Consider the following 17,020-nt stretch of genomic DNA (forward strand, 5'->3'; position numbering starts at 1 on the left):
AACTTGACTATCAACAAGCTAAAGCTTATGAAAATCAATACCAAGAAGAACTTAAAAATTTATCCTTACCTAAAGAAAATTTCAAAATGGTTCAAGTAAAAAATAAAAAAGAAAAATGCCTTATATTAACATCAAAAGACACAAAAGATGAATCTTATGAAATTTACTGGGATGGATTATGTAAAAACGGATATGCACATGGGTTAGGAAGAGAAATAGAAAAACTCTCTTTACGCACATGGAGCAAATAAGAATCTATAAAAATGGAAAAATTAATGGATATTATTATCAATCAGATATAAATAATAATCTAAAAAATTTTAGCATATATCAATAACTACAAAGATATTTATTTTATTGATGAACTTATCGTTAAAAATAATGATTCTTTATATAGTTCGTAAAACTGGGAAATTCAACAAATATAATGCCTTATATACAACATACTCACCTTTTTCGTATAATATACAATATACTCAAAAATTTCAAAATTACTCTCTTGAAATTTTTGATTTTTCAAAAAATAATCTAGATACAAGAATGGGTATGATTTTTACAATAGGATCGGACAATATTAAAAATGGTTTTGAGGTTACTTCTATGAAAAGTGGAGGATATATAGCAAATGAATTTCAAAATAACAAATTAATTAGAAATGTTCAACTCCCTCAAGAATATTTCTCTGAAAAAAGCAAACTTATAGAAGATATAGAACAAATAGCAAAACTTGCCATGGAGCATTCAGTAAAAGCTAACATAATCAAAGAAAAATACAAAAAGAAAATTTGTAAAGAATCTATAAAAGTTAATTTTATAGATAACAACGAATATAAAGAAATTTGCAATGAAGATGCTAAAAACAAAGAACTATCTAAAGAAATAGAAATACAAATTGCAAAAATAAAACAATACGAACAAGAAATACTAAAGCAATACAATGAAGAAAGACTAATAAAAGCGAAAGAATTAGAGGCGCAAGCTGCTATGGAAAGAGCAAGGGAGCAAAGAAGATATAATCAACAACAATATTGGCAAAATATAATGCTTAATAATCAACTTCAACAGTTAAATAATAATATGATGTATGATAGATTTACCCCAAAAACACATCACATATATATTTATTGATATTTATACTCATAACGCTTTAACATACTTATATTTCCTTCAAGACCTCCTTGATGGATATATAAGATTTCTCCACCAAGTTGTTCTTTATGGGCTAATAAGGTTTTAAAACCCACCATATCATAAAGCAAATCAAACTCTACTCCACATTCTTTTTTTAAATCCTTATAAAGCTCATAAAGTTCTAAATAAAGCTTAGCAAAATGATATTTTTTAGGTGGATTTAATATAGTTAAATTACTAAAATCATAATTTGGCTCTAAGCTTAAAATTTGTTCTTTCAAATACGCACTATCACCCACACAAGCACAAGTAAAAACCTTAAATTTACTATGTTTAGCCAAAAATGCAGCAGAAGCTCCTGTGCCTGAGGGTAAAAAAATACTTACATTTTCACTTAATTGCTCACTAAGCTCTAAAGCTAGCTGTTTATAGCCAAATTCAGCTTCTTTTATAGCCACACCCTCTTCTATAAAAACATCACCATCTTTTTTTAAAGCTAAAGCTTGCAATCTTCTTGTAGGATAATTTACATTTTCTATCAACTCAACATTATGTTTTAATGCAAATTCCAAATTTCCATGGGGATTTTCTTTTAAAAAAGAACTCATTTTTTCACAAACAAAAATAAGTGAAAAATCATTTTCATAGCAAAACTTAGCCAAAGCAACCAAAGCATTACTTTGAGAAGAACCAAAAGAAATAAATCTTTGTCCTTTTTTGAATAAATGTTTATTTTTTTTAAATAAGGCTAGTTTTCTAGCCTTATTTCCATTGATATAACCTAGTAAATCATCTCTTTTGAGTAAAAATTCAAAATCTTTGTATTTTAAAACATCAATTCTACTTACTATCAAGGTATTTTTCAACCTTTTCTAAAGCATTATTAGTATTGATATTAAATTTAATCTCTATCCTACGACTTGCTTCTTTGTCTTCTTTACCATCTTTCATAATCACATCAGAATAAGACCTACCACTTGCCATTAAAAGTTTTTGCAATCTTGAATCTTTGTAAAATGAATGTATAAAACTCATCACAGCATAAGCTCTTTTTTGTGATAAATCAAGGTTATATATATAAGAGCCTGCACTATCTGTATGACCTTCTATGACTATATTTTCTATGCTATTTAGGATATTTTCATCTTTTAAAATACTATCAAAATACTGCGTGAGTATAGTTTTTAAATTTTCTTTTGCTTGAGCTTTTAGAGTAAAAGAATTTGTATCAAAAAGCACCTCAGATGGTAAAATTATAGCGCCTGAATTAGAATCCAAAGTAATATTAGTATCAAATTTAGCTTGAAGATTTTTAATGGTATTTTCTTTAATTAAACCCAGCTCTTTGATTTTAGTTTTTGCCTCATCAAAATTACGCTCTAGTTCTTTGATTTCTTCATCTTTTTTATTTAATCTCTCAAGCAAAGCAAAAATTTGCTGATCTTTTTCATCTAAACTTGAATTTAAATCTTGATTGAGCTTAGTTATATTAGCTTCTAATGCTTGTTTTTGTTTATTTACATCATCAAGCGTGCTTGAAGTATTAGTAAGCTTTTGACTAAGATTTTTTAAAATATCTTCTTTTTGATTTAATTCTTCTTTGTTTTCTTTCAGTCTTTGTTCTTGTTTTTGCAAATTTTCTTTAATAATTTGCAAATCACTTTGGGTTAAAACATATTTAACAACTATAGCCCCGATAAGCAAAATAAATATAAAAAGCAATCCTGCCATCAAATCAGCATAAGCTATCCAAAAATTATTCTCTTCATTATTTTGATTATTTTTTATCATTTACTTTTTCATCTTCTTTTTGATTTTCAAGCTTTGCAATAACTTGTGAAGTTTGCTCATCTAATTCTTTACTTTCTTCTTTAAACTCTTGCATTAGCGAAATTTTTTCATCAATATTTTTTTCTTCTTCATAAGCCTCTTTAAAAGTATGCATACCTTCTATAATACTTGCCCTAAAGCCTTCAAAAAGTTTTGTTTGATTTTCAAGCATTAAATTTTGATATTTTTCAATATCATTTGAAAAAGTATTAATTTTATCATTTAAGGAAGTAACACTTTTATCTAAATGAGCAATTTTATCAGAACTAACATCTAAAAGCCTATTGTATTGTTCTGAAATTCTTAAAGTTAAATCCTTAGTATTAGAATTTAGCATATTAACTGCATTAGCAATTTCAGTATAAGTTTTAACTATATCTTTTTGCTCTCTTTGAGTTTTAGATAAATCACTCATTGTTTGCTTCACATGCTCACTACTAAGCCTCACAGCTTTTTCTTCAGCATTTACAAGTTCTTGAAAAACTTTGAATTTCCTATCTATAGTATTATCAAGTTCTTTGAAAAATTCTTCATTACTCACATGCTCAAAAATTGTGCCTATTTTTTCAAAATGTCGTAAGCTTTCTTGAAGATATTTTCTATCAATTTCTTCTTTAGACCAGAAAAAATCACTTGTTGCGTTTTTTTGACGATTTAATAATTTTTGGAATTTACTACTTCCATATTTTTCAAAAAAAATCCACCAAAGTGCTAAAAAAATTCCATAAATTGACACATAAAAGGCTGTTCCTACTCCATTTAATAAAACAGAAATTTCTTGTTCTAAACCTGCTGTATCACTAGAATTAAAATTTGGCATAGACATAGCTATACTTATAAAAGTTCCTAAAATTCCGAGCATAGGAAAAATAGCTGCACCGACAGAAGCAAAATTTTCATTTCTTAAATCTTTAACATAAGAATAAGCAAATTCATCAAAACTAGCATTAGATTTAGTTTCATTGCCTATAACTAAAAAATGTTTCATAATATAGCGTTTTAATATAAGTTTAAACTCATCTTTTTGCTGCTCAAAAATACTTGAAGCATAATCAGCACTATGTCTAGCAAAGATCAAAGCCACCAAAAAGATAATCCCTATCATTATAACACTATGTAATTCTACTTTAAAATCAATCTTTCCAAAATATCCCAAAAGCACCAAAATATACAAAATAGCAGGGATAAAAATAATCTTTAAATAAGCAATAATTCCTGTACTACTCTTTCCTTCAGGCAATACAAGATCAGAAAAATCATCGGTTGTTTTAACTTCCATTTTATAAGCCTTTGTTAATTTTACTCTAAAAATTTAAAATCTTTACAGGAAAATCAACTAAGAGTTATAAAACTCTTAGTTTCTATCAATACAATTTAAATCACTAAAAGCACACTCTAAGCGTTTAATCATACTTTCTTCGCCAGCTCTAAGCCATACTCTTGGATCATAGTATTTTTTGTTTGGTTTATCATCACCCTCTGGATTACCAATTTGTCCTTGCAAATAAGCTTTATTTTTAAACTCATATTCTCTAACACCATCCCAAAAAGCCCATTGAGTGTCAGTGTCTATATTCATTTTAATCACACCATAACTAAGTGCAGCTTTGATATCTTCTATATCACTACCACTTCCACCATGGAAAACAAAATTAATTGGTTTTTCATCTTTGAGATTGAATTTTTCTTTTACATAATTTTGAGAATTTTTAAGAATTTCTGGTCTTAAAACTACATTTCCTGGTTTATAAACCCCATGCACATTACCAAAACTAGCTGCAATTGAAAATCTATCACTAATCTTAGAAAGTCTTTCATATGCTAGGGCTACATCTTCAGGTTGAGTGTATAATTTTGCATTATCGATATTAGTATTATCAACCCCATCTTCTTCTCCACCTGTGCATCCTAGTTCAAGCTCTAAAGAAATTCCAAGCTCAGACATTTGTTTTAAATAGTTTTCACAAGTGCTTAAATTGCTTTCTAAATCCTCTTCGCTTAAATCAATCATATGAGAGCTAAATAAAGGCTTACCTGTTTCTTTTTTAAACTCGATATTTGCTTTGATTAAAGCATCAATCCAAGGAAGCAATTTTCTAGCAGCATGATCTGTGTGTAAAATCACTGGAATTTCATAAGCTTTTGCCATTAAATGCACATGTCTTGCACCACTTATAGCACCAAGAACATCAGCTTTTGGACAAGCTTTCCCTGCTACAAATTTAGCTCCACCATTTGAAAATTGAATAATCACAGGTGAATTAACTTTTTTAGCGCTTTCTAAAACCGCATTAATAGAATTTGTCCCTACGACATTCACCGCAGGGATAGCAAAGCCTTCTTTTTTTGCATAATTATATACGATATTTAGATCATCACCGCTTAAAACACCCGGTTTAACAAGATCTAATACTCCCATTATTTATATTCCACTTTTGCTTTTTTACGAAGTTCTTCAGCTTTTTTATTCATTAGTTCTTTAAATTCTTCCATTTTAATAGAACCTTCGATACCTGCTTTTACTTCATTATAGCTCATAGTGCTTTTTGCTCTAGCATCTTCTTTTAAGATAATATGGTATCCAAAATCACTCTTAACTGGAGTTTTAGAGATAGTTCCTTTTTTCATAGAAAAAGCTGCATCAGCAAATGGCTTAACCATAGTTGATTCAGCAAACCATCCAAGATCACCACCTTGAGCCGAAGAACCTTTGTCGATTGATTTTTCTTTTGCAAGTTGAGCAAATTTATCATTTAAAGCTTTTCCACTTAATTTACTAAGTTGGGCAATGATATCTTTTGCTTCTTTTTCACTTGTAACTAAGATATGTCTAGCTTTTACTTGAGCTGGCTTAGTGAATTTATCTTTATTATCCTCATAATATTTTTTTGCTTTAGAATCATTATTTTTAATTGAATCAAAAATTTTCTTTTGATAGATATTTACTAAAATAGCTTCTTTAGCACGCTCTAATTCTTCTTTGTATAAAGGATCATTTTCTATTTTTTGCTCTTTGGCATCTTTTAATACAAGTTGTTGAATGATATATTGATCAATGATAGCTTTTTTTTGATCAGCTGGTAAATCAGTGATTTTAGCACCTCTTAGCATAGGAGCAAAAAATTCATTTACTTCTGTGTCGCTGATATTGTTTCCATTAAGGGTTGCAACCACCGCAGCATTTAAACTTAAACCTGTTAATAAAGCCGCAGCAACTAAAGAAATTTTTTTCATTGTTTTTCCTTTTAAAATAATTTAATTTATTTTATTATATCTAAACTTTATTTAAAGCCGATTAACATACAATAAGTTTATGAAAAGAAATTTAGAAATTAAAGAATTATTTTTAAAACATTTTGGACAAGCAAAAACTGAATTAGTTTTTAGCAATGCCTATGAACTTATAGTTTGTGTTATGCTTTCAGCCCAATGCACCGATAAAAGAGTGAATTTAATAACCCCTGCTTTATTTAAAGCTTATCCTAGTGTGCAAGATCTGGCTAAGGCAAATTTATCTAGTTTAAAACTTTTGATTAATTCTTGCTCATTTTACAATAATAAAGCACAAAATTTAATCAAAATGGCTCAAGCAGTTTGTGAGCAATTTAATGGTGAAATCCCTATGAATGAGCAAGATTTAAAAAGTCTAGCAGGAGTGGGACAAAAAACTGCACATGTAGTGATGATAGAATGGTGCGGGGCTAATTGTATGGCTGTGGATACTCATGTATTTAGAGTTTCGCATAGACTTAATCTTAGCAAAGCCAAAACACCTGAAGAAACTGAAAAAGATTTAACTAAAATTTTTAAAGATAATCTAAACTATCTTCATCAAGCTATGGTGCTTTTTGGACGTTATACATGCAAGGCTAAAAATCCTTTATGTAAAGAGTGTTTTTTAAATCATTTATGTAAGAGTAAAGATAAAAAGTTAATCTAGCACTAAATTAGTGCTAGATGATTTTAATGAAAGAATGGTAGATATAAGAAAGCATTAATCACTAAGGCATTTACTATATCTATGAAAAACGCACCTACTAAAGGCACAATAATAAATGCCATATGGCTCATACCATAGTGATTTGTTACAGTTTGCATATTTACCATAGCTGTTGGAGTAGCACCTAAACCAAAACCACAATGACCTGCTGCTAAAACCGCTGCATCATAGTCTTTTCCACATACCCTAAAGGTTACAAATATAGCAAAAGCAGCCATCATAGCAACTTGCACTACTAAAATTACTAACATCGGTAGAGCAAGGGTAACTAGATCCCAAAGATTAATAGTCATTAACGCTAAAGCCAAGAATAAAGACAAGCTTACATTACCTAAAACTGATACTTCTCTATCAAACACATGGTGAATTTTTGTAGCTGATAAAACATTTCTTAAAACAACACCTACAAAAAGACAATACACAAAAGTTGGTAAAGTAAAACCTGTTTCTGTTTTAATATATGTGGATAAAGCACTACCTATTAATAAACACAAAGCAATCAATGCTAAAGACTCTATAAAAGAAGAAGGGGTGATCAATCTTTCTTTTTCTGGAGATTGGAAATTTAAAATTGCATCTTTATCATCATTTTGTTTTGGAACCACTAATTTATATTTATTAACCAAATATCTTGCAACAGGTCCGCCGATAATCCCCCCTGAAATAAGACCAAAAGTAGCACAAGCAATAGCAATAGTAGTAGCACTTGAATACATATAAGGTTCTTTTACAAATTCAGCTGCCCAAGCTGCACCTGTTCCATGACCACCACTCATTGTAACAGAACCTGCTATAAGTCCCATTAGTGGATTTTGTCCCATAGCAGTTGCCACACCTATACCAACGATATTTTGCGCAAAAAGCAAACCTACAACAACTACTAAAAAAATTGCTAATTTTTTTCCACCTTTTTTTAAAGATGCAAAATCAGCTAATAAACCAATACTTGAAAAAAATGCAAGCATTAAAGGATCTTTCATAGAGCCATCAAATTTAATATCAATAGAAAAAAAACTATGCAAGATAAAAAGAATGATTGCAGCTATACTACCACCAACAACAGGCTCAGGGATATTATAATCGCGTAAAAATTTAACTCTTTTGATGACAAAAACACCTAAAAGTAGCACTACAACCATAGCAACTAAAGTTGCATAAAAATCAAAATTCATATTTCTCCTTTTTTGTTTTAATCCATTTATAAATTGTATTCTAAATGACTTTAAAACAATACAAATAAGCACTGCTCTTTATATTAAATATTACAAAAAGAAACATTTTTAAGTGTTTTTTACTCTGAAATTAAAACAATATTATGGTATAAATTTATATTTTTTAATAACGATAACCTAATCCTGCTTATTTCTTGCAATGAATTTATCAATAAAGCATCAGCATCAAGATAATCTTTTAGCTCATTACGCCCTAATTCATATTTTTCATAATAAAGCTGTGTAATTTTTGCTTGATTAATATTAATATCCTTTACCAAAAGCAATAAATCATTATAATACCTATCATTTTCATAGCAAAGTTTAAACTCATGAATTGCTTTTTGTAATGCATCTTTATATTCAATTAAACGCGTTTGGTAAGCTAATTCAGAAATTTTTACATTTTGTCTTACTCTATAAAAGTCCAAAAATGGCAAATCAATAGCAATATTCCCACCTAAGATTAAAAATTTAAAACTCTCATCTATATTTTTATTGCTTCCATCTAAATTTCCTAATATTTTTATACTAGGTAAAATACTTTTTTGCATACTTGTATAATCTTTATAAGAAGCCATAAGTTGATTTAATTTCGCTTGTATTAGTGGTCTATACGCAAGCATTGTTAATTCTATGTCAAAATTTATTTTTTGTAATGAAAAATCTTTGAGAGTATAATTTAATATCTCATCAATTAAACTCTTATCTTCTTCGCCCAATAAGTCTTTTAAATTTTTTAAAGTTAATTCTTTATTTTGCAAATTTGTAATGATATTTTGTTTAGTATTTAATAAAGATTTCTTGATATTTAAAAGATCAATATACTCAATCTTACCATAATCAAATTTAGTAGTGTAAATTTCTAACATTTGTTCAAGATTTTTAAGATGATTATTTAACAACAAATCCACATCATTAAAATAAATAAGTTCAAAAATACTATTTATAGCTAAATTAATAGTATCAAGTTCCAATGAACGCAATTCGTATTCACTTGCTTTTGCTAAAAATTCAGAACTTGCAATTTGATCTGAAATTTTACCATATATATCAAGCTCATAATTTAAAGTAATACCATTTGAAAAATTATGTGATTCTAAACCATTGTTTAAATTTTTTCTTATATTTGCACCTAAATTTCCACTTAAAGTAGGATAAAGATCTAATTTTAAAAGTTTATATCTTGCCAAAGTACTTAAAAAATTAACTCTTGCTATATTTAAGTCTTTATTGTTATTAATTATTGCTTTTAAGATATTATTTAAATCTTGATTATTATATTTTTCCCACCAAGCCTCACTTGCATTAAATTCTTTAAAATATTCTTCTTTAACTTGCTTTTGAGATACTTGTTCTAATTTAACACCCATACAAGCATTTAAAAAAAAGACTACAAAACATAGTAAAAATATTCTCATTTTATTCCTTTGATAAAGCACTAATTGGATTTAAATTTGCTGCATTTTTAGCTGGGAAAAACCCAAAAACAATTCCAATTAAAACCGAACTTAAAAGTCCTAACAATACTGAATTTATAGAAAGTATCATAGTAAATCCAATATTTAAAGAATTAAATACTTCAATAATCACAAAAGAAAGCATTACTCCAAAAATAGCAGCCAAAGAACAAATTAACACAGCTTCAATTAAAAATTGCATCAAAATATCTTCTTTCCTAGCTCCTATAGCCATTCTCACGCCAATTTCTCTTGTTCGCTCACTCACTGAAACTAACATAATATTCATCACACCAATACCACCTACTATCAAAGAAACAATAGCAATGGAAGAAATTAACAAGGTTAAAGTAGCTGTATTTTCTTCGATGGCATTTTTAATTGCATCTGAATTAATAGTAAAAAAATCTTTTTTACCGCGTTTGATTTCTAAAATTTTTATCATCGCCTCTTCGGCCAAAGCTGGATTTACCTCATCTTTTACTTTAGTTACTATAGCTCTTATTTGCTTATCACCTGTAATTTTATTCATCAAAGTAGAATAAGGAGTATAAATTTTGATTGTATTTTCATCTGGCCTAAAACCTTTATTATCTCTTTCTTTCTTTAAAACTCCAACTATGGTTAAAGGTTGCTTGTTAAAAATTATACTTTTGCCTAAAATATATTTTGGATTAATATTATCAAACAAAATTCGCAAAGCATTTTCATCAACTATGCAAATATTAGAATTATCTTTAATATCTTCATTGTTAATAAATCTACCATCTACCATCACAAAACCTCTAAGCCTTAAATGATTTGGCCCTACTCCATGAATTCTAGCTTGCAAAGAATTATTCTTATAAGTAACCACCCCTACTTTACCTACATCTGCTTCCACTGCTTCTAAATAAGGCAAAGAACTTAAAGTTTTTAGATCACTTAAATTAAGTCTTGTTCTACCTGATCTAATATCTCCCAAACCTCGTCCTGAAACAACCTCTATAGTATTAGTCCCAATAGAACTAATAGAAGCAAGTATATTTTGCTGAGCTCCAAGACCTAAAGCAACTACACAAACTACCGAAGCTATACCTATGATAATACCAAGCATAGTAAGTAAAGAGCGAAGTTTATGTGCTACAATAGCAGCTATAGACATCTTAAAGCTTTCAAAAAGCTGATTTTTAAGCAAATTAAAACTTTTTTTTTCTTTTGACATTAATTTAATCTTAAAATCTTCTGCTTTTTTTATACCATTATCACTAATAATCTTACCATCTTTGATTTCTATAACTCTTTTAGCTTTGGCTGCAATTTCTCTATCATGAGTTACCAAAACTATGGTATGTCCTTGTTCGTTCAACTTATTAAGTATTTCTAATACTATCTTACCACTTTTAGAATCAAGCGCACCTGTTGGTTCATCTGCCAAGATAAGCTCACCACCATTCATTAAAGCTCTTGCTATAGAAACTCTTTGTTGTTGTCCGCCACTTAATTCATTTGGCTTAGATAATTCTTTATGATCAAGTTCTAAAAAAGAAAGCAATTCTTTGGCTTTTTGTGATCTTTCTTGTTTATTTTTACCTGCATAAACTGCAGGTAAGGCTACATTATCTTTAGCATTTAAAAGACTAAGTAGATTGTATCTTTGAAAAATAAAACCGATTTTTTCTCTTCTTATTCTTGCTTTTTCATCTTTGCTTAAATTCGTAACTTCATATTGATCTAAAAAATATTTTCCACTACTTGGATCATCTAGGGTTCCTATAATATTTAAAAGAGAAGTTTTTCCACTACCTGATTGACCAATGATTGCTACGAATTCTCCCTTTTGAATATAAAGATTAACATTTTCTAAAATAATTGTATTATTAATCTTTTTTTGTATGTTTTCTAAGCGTATCATTTTTTATTTTTACCTATGATAACCAAATCACCTTCTTTTAAACCCTCTAAAATTTGAGTATTTAAACTATCTTTGATACCCAATTTTATAGGTATTTTTACATTTATGCTATTTTCTTTTAAAATTTCCACATAATAACCATTAGTATCGCTTTTTATGGCTAAAGTTGGTATAACTAAAGTATTATTTTCTGTTTTAATTGCTATTTCATTTTCAGTACTCATACCAATGCGTAAAAAATTATTATCATTTTTCACAAAAACTCTTGCATAATAATACACAGCACTAGAACTTGAATTAGAGTTTGAATTTAAATTAGTATTGCTTGTTGCATCACTTATGGTAGTATTTGCTGGATCTATGCTAGAAATAACTGCTTCATATTTTTTATCAGGTTCATTTAAAATACTAAATTTAACTTTTTTTCCTATACTAATTTTATTTATATCAGCTTCTGCTATTTGCATACGAATTTCCATCTCACTTAAATCAGCTAAACGCACAATACTCGGTGTATTTTGATTTGCATTCACAGTTTGCCCTTCTTCAACAGCTACATTAATAATCTCGCCTTTACTAGGAGCAGTTATTGTAGTATAAGCTAAATCTTTTTGAGCATTTTTTAAAGAAATCTCAAGTTGAGTGGTTTGTGCTTTTAAATCAGCCACATTGGCCTTTAGAGCATAAAAGGTATTTTTTAAATTTTCAAGATTTTCTAAAGAAGTAGCTTTTTTAGTATAAAGTTTTTGTTCTCTTTGATATTGCTTAGTGGCTATATCAAGGGCTATTTTTTTGCTTTCTAAATTTGCTTTTGCACTTTCAAGCTGTGCTTTGGTAATATCTAAATCATTTTGCTGTTTATCTTTGTCAATTTGTGCAATCAAATCACCTTCATTAACACGATCGCCTAATTTTACATAAAGCTTAGTGATTTGCCCACTAACTTGTGCCCCAACATCTACTTGAGTTTTTGCATAAACTTCACCAATTGCTTCTATACTTTGAGTAATATCTTGTTTTTTAACTTCATAAGTTAGATAATTATACTCTTCTTTTTTAGCAAAAAAGAAAAAATACACTCCAGCAATAAATATAATCAAAAATATAATTAAATAAATTATTTTTTTCATTTTTATCCTTTAAAAACCATATAATAAAACATTTGTGTGAAGTAAAAATAAAATTGTATCAAAAAAAATAACTTTAATTTTTTTTAAAGCTTATAAAATATAAGATAAATCAAAAAGGAAAAATTATGCAAGATTATTTAAATTTAATGCAAAATCGATCTTCAATACGCTCATACACCAAAGAAAAAATTTCTAGAGAAAATTTAAAATATATCTTAGAATGTGCTAGATTATCTCCTAGCTCCTTAGGACTTGAACCTTGGAAATTTTTAGTTTTTCAAAAAGATAAGCATAAACAAGAAATCGCCAAAATAGCTAATAATCAAGCTCATGTTGCAAATTGCGCCGCTGTTATTGTTGTAGTTTCAAGAGCTGATTTTAAAGATTATTTTGAAGAAAAACTAAAAAAACGAGGTTTAAATCAAGAAGAGCTAAATAAACGCTTACAAGTTTATAAGCCATTTATTGATAGAATGAATTTAGAACAAAGTTTTATTTATGCAAAAGAGCAAAGTTATATAGCTATAACAAATATCATTAATGCTGCCTATAGTTTGAATTTAGGCTCATGTATTATCGGTGGATTTGATAAAGAAAAAATCAATCAATACTTAAATTTAGATACAACTAAACAAAGAGTATCTATACTCATTACTTTAGGATACGCTCAAGAAAATTCTAGCACAGAAAAAGCTCGTTTTGCTTTTGAAGACATAGTAGAATTTAAAGATTAATCAAATATCAAAACTTCATTTAATTTTTATATAATAAAATAATTATTTTAAAAATAAAATGGAGTTTTTAATGCGAGGAAATTTTTTAAAGATTTTTGGTGTATTGCCTTTTTTAACAGTAGCTTTTATCAATGCTTTTGTAGATTTAGGACATAAAATCATCATACAAAATACTATTTATAAATTTTATGAAGATAGTACCCAACTTTTATTAACTGCTATAATCAACGCCCTAATGCTTTTGCCTTTTATCCTTATACTTTCACCTTCTGGATTTTTAGCGGATAAATTTCCTAAAGATAAAATTATGAAAATATCTGCATTATTTTCAGTAATTTTAACTTGTATTATTTGTTTATGTTATTATCTTGGAGCTTTTTGGCTTGCTTTTATTATGACTTTTGTCATGGGAATACAATCTGCCTTATATTCACCTGCAAAATATGGTTTTATAAAAGAATTAGTAGGAAAAGAGCTTTTAGCTATGGGGAATGGAGCAGTAAATGCAGTAAGCATAGTTGCTATCTTAGCAGGTATGGCTGTATTTTCTCTAAGTTTTGAAATGCTTTTTGATACAAATTTTAGCACTCCTTCAGATATTTTAAAACAAATTGCACCTTTAGGTTTTATCTTGATTATTTTTGCGTTATTAGAACTTTTTTTAGCTTATAAACTTCCAAATTTAAAAGAAGAAAATAAAAACTTAAACTTTGATAAAAAACAATATTTTCAAGGAAAACTCTTAGCTTCTAATTTAAAAACTATTTTTTCTCATAAAATCATTTGGCTTTGTATAGTTGGAATTTCATTTTTTTGGGCTATATCACAACTTTATTTAGTAAGTTTTCCTGTATATGCAAAAAACGATCTTTTTGTAGAAAATACCTTTTATGTGCAATGTTCTTTAGCTTTTTCTGGTATAGGAGTAATCATAGGTTCAATTATTGCAGGTAAATTTTCTAAAAACTATATAGAGTTGGGTCTTATACCACTAGGTGCTTTAGGGATTTTTCTAATGAGTATTTTAATACCATTTTTAGAAAACTTATCAAGTTATAGTGTAGTATTTTTCATTTTTGGTTTAAGTGGAGCATTCTTTATCATACCTTTAAATTCTCTCATACAATTTCATGCTAAAGAAAATGAGTTAGGAAAAGTTTTAGCAGGAAATAATTTCATACAAAATATTTTTATGTTAGGCTTTTTAGCACTAGCCACTTTTGGTGCTTATGCAAAAATTGAAGTAATTAATTTATTTTATTTTATCATAGCAGTAGCATTTTTTGGAAGTATTTATGTGCTTAGCAAACTGCCTTTTTCTTTAGTGCGTTTATTAATGAGTATAGCTTTTTTTCAGCGTTATCGTTTACTGGTAGAAGGTTTTGAAAATATACCCGAAAAAGGTGGGGCATTACTACTAGGCAATCACATTTCTTTTATAGACTGGGCTATTGTGCAAATGGCTATACCAAGAAAAATCTATTTTGTCATGGAAAAAAGTATTTATTCTAAATGGTATATTAAATTTTTTCTTGATAAATTTGGAGTTATTCCTGTTTCTAGTGCTTCTAGTAAATCGAGTTTAGAGCTTATTGCCATGCATATTAAAAATGGAAATTTAGTTTGTCTTTTTCCAGAAGGTGTGCTTTCACGCCATGGACAACTAAATGAATTTAAAGGTGGATTTGAGCTAGTTTGTTCAAAACTAGAAGCTCAAGATGGAGTGATTTTACCTTTTTATATTAGAGGACTTTGGGGAAGTGCTTTTTCAAGAAGTGATGAAGAGTTTTCAGCAAGAAATCGTAAAATAAGCAAAAGAAAAATCGCCATTGCTTTTGGAAAAAGCTTACCGATACACTCTAAAAAAGAAGTGGTTAAGGCTAAAGTTTTTGAGCTTTCATTTATTGCTTGGAAATCTCAATGTGAAAGTATGCATACTATAGCTAGATCTTGGATAGATAGTGCTAAAAGAAATTTAAGTCAAATTGCTATTGTTGATCCTTTAATAGGCGGTATTACTTATAGAAAAATGCTTGCATTAAGTTTAGTTTTTAGCTCTTTTATAAAAAATAGATCAAATGAGTTGAATATACAGCATACTCAAGGAAGCTATGCTCCAAAAGAAGAATGTATAGGAATTTTACTCCCTGCTTCTATGGCTAGCTCACTTTGTAATTTAAGTGTATTACTTGCGAATAAAATCGTGGTTAATTTAAATTTCACAGCAGGAGCAAAGGCAATTAATCAAGCCGTTCAAAGTTCTCAAATTCAACAAATTTATACTTCTAGAAAATTTATGGAAAAACTTGAAAACAAAGGTATAAAATTAGAGTTTGAAGCTCATGTTAGGCTTATTTTTATGGAAGATGTTATTACAAGTTTTAAAAAACAAAAACTTAAAATTTTTTCTACACTTACTTTAGTAAGCATCTTACCTACTTGCTTAATAAAAGCATTATTTGCACCAAATAAACAAAATCTCGCCATAGCTGCTATTTTATTTAGCAGTGGTAGCGAAGGAACTCCAAAAGGAGTGATGCTAAATAATCGCAATATTTTAAGCAATATAGCTCAAATTTCAGATGTATTATGTGCAAAAAATGAAGATGTTGTTTTATCTTCCTTACCACCTTTTCATGCTTTTGGTTTAACCGTAACTACTTTTTTGCCTTTATTAGAAGGTATTAAGAGTGTAACATATGCTGATCCAACTGATGCGCTAGGTATCGCAAAGGCTATAGTAAAAAACAATGTAAGCATTATGTGCGGAACCTCAACTTTTCTAGGTATTTATGCAAGAAATAAAAAACTTGATGCAATTATGTTTGAAAGCTTAAGAATCATCGTCTCAGGTGCTGAAAAACTCAAAAGCGAGGTAAGAACTGCCTTTGAAATGAAATTTAAAAAACCTATCTTTGAAGGCTACGGGGCTACTGAAACTACTCCGGTTGCAAGTGTAAATTTGCCAAATAAATTTGATCCTGATTATTGGGTATTACACCGTGCTAATAAAGAAGGGAGTGTTGGCATGCCTTTACCAGGAAGTGCTATACGCATAGTCGATCCATCTACCTATGAAAGTTTAAATCATGGAGAAGATGGTTTGATACTCATTGGCGGACATCAAGTCATGGTAGGATATTTAAACAATAAAGAAAAAACTAATGAAGTCATCAAAGAAATCGATGGCATACGCTGGTATAATACCGGTGATAAAGGCCATGTTGATGAAGATGGATTTTTATATATAGTAGATCGTTATTCTCGTTTTGCAAAAATTGGTGGAGAGATGATTTCACTTGGAGCTTTAGAAGAAGAAATTGCTAAATTTATTAATACCGAAGTAGTAAAATTTTGCGCTGTAGCCTTAGAAGATGAAAAAAAAGGTGAAATGGTTTGTTTATTGATAGAATGTCAAGATCAAGATTTTGAAGGTATTGTTGAAGCGATTAAAAATTCTAATATGCCTGCCATTTTTAAACCAAGTAAATATTTCAAAGTAGATCAAATTCCACTTTTAGGCTCAGGTAAAGTAGATTTAAAAGGCGCTAAAGATTTGGCAAAGATTTTACAAGAAAATTAAAAGTATATTTTATAATAAATATAGCATATTTGATATTTATTATTATT

General features: G+C 28.6%; 14 protein-coding genes. 5 read left to right on the plus strand and 9 right to left on the minus strand.

Translation table 11 applies throughout. The features are described 5' to 3' along the window. Positions 1-86: 86 nt before the first annotated feature. Positions 87-251, plus strand: a complete 165-nt coding sequence (locus CARM_RS04710) for a hypothetical protein (protein ID WP_161593810.1) — start codon at positions 87-89, stop codon at positions 249-251. 130 nt (positions 252-381) lie between these two features. Beyond that, the gene (locus CARM_RS04715) at positions 382-1,128 is read left to right on the plus strand and encodes a hypothetical protein (protein WP_139493265.1); all 747 of its coding nucleotides are present in this window, start codon (positions 382-384) and stop codon (positions 1,126-1,128) included. Here the strand turns inward: CARM_RS04715 and CARM_RS04720 are convergent. The 5 genes from CARM_RS04720 to CARM_RS04740 form a co-directional block, all read right to left on the minus strand. Continuing rightward, complete coding sequence (locus CARM_RS04720; protein ID WP_139425479.1) at positions 1,122-1,985, minus strand: 1-aminocyclopropane-1-carboxylate deaminase/D-cysteine desulfhydrase; 864 nt, start codon at positions 1,983-1,985, stop codon at positions 1,122-1,124. The genes CARM_RS04715 and CARM_RS04720 overlap by 7 nt on opposite strands. After that, on the minus strand, positions 1,972-2,922 hold the full coding sequence (locus tag CARM_RS04725; protein ID WP_139425485.1) for an OmpA family protein: 951 nt from the start codon (positions 2,920-2,922) through the stop codon (positions 1,972-1,974). Before CARM_RS04725 ends, CARM_RS04720 begins: the two co-directional genes overlap by 14 nt. Next, positions 2,909-4,240, minus strand: coding sequence for a MotA/TolQ/ExbB proton channel family protein (locus CARM_RS04730; RefSeq protein ID WP_139425487.1), 1,332 nt, complete (start codon positions 4,238-4,240; stop codon positions 2,909-2,911). The genes CARM_RS04725 and CARM_RS04730 overlap by 14 nt, the downstream gene beginning before the upstream one ends. A 75-nt stretch (positions 4,241-4,315) precedes the next feature. Next, on the minus strand, positions 4,316-5,380 hold the full coding sequence (fbaA, locus tag CARM_RS04735; protein ID WP_139425490.1) for a class II fructose-bisphosphate aldolase: 1,065 nt from the start codon (positions 5,378-5,380) through the stop codon (positions 4,316-4,318). Further along, the gene (locus tag CARM_RS04740) at positions 5,380-6,195 is read right to left on the minus strand and encodes a peptidylprolyl isomerase (RefSeq protein ID WP_139425492.1); all 816 of its coding nucleotides are present in this window, start codon (positions 6,193-6,195) and stop codon (positions 5,380-5,382) included. Before CARM_RS04740 ends, fbaA begins: the two co-directional genes overlap by 1 nt. A 79-nt stretch (positions 6,196-6,274) precedes the next feature. Between CARM_RS04740 and nth the strand changes: the two genes are divergently transcribed. Next, on the plus strand, positions 6,275-6,901 hold the full coding sequence (gene nth / locus CARM_RS04745) for an endonuclease III (RefSeq protein WP_139425494.1): 627 nt from the start codon (positions 6,275-6,277) through the stop codon (positions 6,899-6,901). Positions 6,902-6,924: 23 nt separating this feature from the next. Here the strand turns inward: nth and gltS are convergent, their stop codons facing one another. The 4 genes from gltS to CARM_RS04765 all read right to left on the minus strand — a co-directional run bounded on the left by gltS (position 6,925) and on the right by CARM_RS04765 (position 12,656). After that, positions 6,925-8,133 (minus strand): sodium/glutamate symporter, encoded by a 1,209-nt coding sequence (gene gltS / locus CARM_RS04750; RefSeq protein WP_139425496.1) that lies wholly within the window; start codon positions 8,131-8,133, stop codon positions 6,925-6,927. A gap of 119 nt (positions 8,134-8,252) precedes the next feature. Beyond that, the gene (locus tag CARM_RS04755; RefSeq protein ID WP_139425498.1) at positions 8,253-9,593 is read right to left on the minus strand and encodes a TolC family protein; all 1,341 of its coding nucleotides are present in this window, start codon (positions 9,591-9,593) and stop codon (positions 8,253-8,255) included. A 1-nt stretch (position 9,594) separates the two neighbouring features. Continuing rightward, positions 9,595-11,526, minus strand: coding sequence for an ABC transporter permease (locus CARM_RS04760; protein WP_139425499.1), 1,932 nt, complete (start codon positions 11,524-11,526; stop codon positions 9,595-9,597). Then, positions 11,523-12,656 carry an efflux RND transporter periplasmic adaptor subunit gene (locus CARM_RS04765; RefSeq protein ID WP_139425500.1) on the minus strand — a complete coding sequence of 378 codons (1,134 nt, stop codon included), beginning with the start codon at positions 12,654-12,656 and terminating at the stop codon, positions 11,523-11,525. The genes CARM_RS04760 and CARM_RS04765 overlap by 4 nt, the downstream gene beginning before the upstream one ends. Before the next feature lie 125 nt (positions 12,657-12,781). Here CARM_RS04765 and CARM_RS04770 point away from each other — a divergent pair, with 125 nt between their 5' ends. Next, positions 12,782-13,390, plus strand: coding sequence for an NAD(P)H-dependent oxidoreductase (locus CARM_RS04770; RefSeq protein WP_139425502.1), 609 nt, complete (start codon positions 12,782-12,784; stop codon positions 13,388-13,390). A 70-nt stretch (positions 13,391-13,460) separates the two neighbouring features. Next, positions 13,461-16,973 carry an acyl-[ACP]--phospholipid O-acyltransferase gene (locus tag CARM_RS04775; RefSeq protein WP_412842186.1) on the plus strand — a complete coding sequence of 1,171 codons (3,513 nt, stop codon included), beginning with the start codon at positions 13,461-13,463 and terminating at the stop codon, positions 16,971-16,973. Positions 16,974-17,020: the final 47 nt, after the last annotated feature.

Origin of the sequence: Campylobacter armoricus, assembly GCF_013372105.1 — a bacterium.
Lineage (GTDB): Bacteria > Campylobacterota > Campylobacteria > Campylobacterales > Campylobacteraceae > Campylobacter_D > Campylobacter_D armoricus.